Source organism: Actinoplanes rectilineatus (assembly GCF_000962825.1).
Lineage (GTDB): Bacteria > Actinomycetota > Actinomycetes > Mycobacteriales > Micromonosporaceae > Actinoplanes > Actinoplanes rectilineatus.
This window is the reverse complement of the sequence record NZ_JZKF01000217.1, coordinates 1-925: the sequence shown is the minus strand read 5'-3', so window position 1 is coordinate 925 and position 925 is coordinate 1. Positions and strand designations below refer to the sequence as shown.

1 protein-coding gene is annotated in these 925 nt (G+C 66.5%); it reads right to left on the bottom strand.

Annotated features, from left to right (window positions below; all coding sequences use genetic code 11):
• Positions 1-9: 9 nt before the first annotated feature.
• Positions 10-852 (bottom strand): transposase family protein, encoded by an 843-nt coding sequence (locus WH85_RS46175; RefSeq protein WP_045748585.1) that lies wholly within the window; start codon positions 850-852, stop codon positions 10-12.
• Between the last annotated feature and the right edge of the window lie 73 nt (positions 853-925).

The window sequence follows — 925 nt, the reverse complement described above, 5'->3', positions numbered from 1 at the left end:
GACGTGATCTCAGCGAGCGGCGGTCAGGTATCGGTATTCGAAATGGATGAGGTGAAGTGCTGCGGCGACGATGTCGCCGATCCGGCTCGGGCTGATGGTGGTGTGCCGCAGGGTCTTCCAGCGGCCGGTCAGGATGGCGAAGCCGCGTTCGCCCTGCCAGCGCAGGCCGCGTAGCAGTCGGTTGACGGTGCGGTTGGCGACGGCGAGAGGTTTGCCGTCGGCGGGTTGCCGGGCCGGTGTTTTGATGCCGTGGCCTGCTGCTTCGTAGCCGGCGTCGGCGAGGGCGGGTAGGTCGAGTTCGGCGGCTGCCCAGTTCAGGGCGGCGGTGACGCCGAGTTCGCGGGCGCAGGTCAGGTCATGGAGGTGGCCGGGCATCGCGTCGGCGGTCCAGATCGGAAGGCCGTCAGGCCGCATGATCGCTTGGATGTTCGCGCCGAAGCTGCGGTGCTTTCCGGAGTACCAGGCGTCGATGGTTGTGCCTTTGACGCTGGTGGTGGTCTCGGCCGAGCGGTCGCAGTCGAAGAGTTTCCCGTCGAGGATGACGAATGCCCAGCCGTCGTCTGCGGCCCGTTGCAGCGCGTCGTGCAGGTCGGGTCGCTGGGCGGCCAGGACCGTGATGCCTTCGGCGATGTAGCGGTAGGCGGTTGCCCGGGAGATGCCGAAGCCGGCGCCGAGCAGGGCGGTGTCCTCTGCCTTACGGAACCAGATGAGGATCATCAGAGCCTGGTAGTAGCAGGTCAGGGCACGTGTCCGACGGCGGGTGCCGAGCAGGCGGCGCTGTGCGGACAAGAGCCGGGCGAGGTACCGCACGAGTTCCCTGGGGACGTCGAGCATGGCAAGATAACCGATCACGTGGAGCCCTCTCGACGACCTGTTTCCTTCGCAAGAACTGGTCTATCGATGGCTCCACGCCTATATCCAGCAC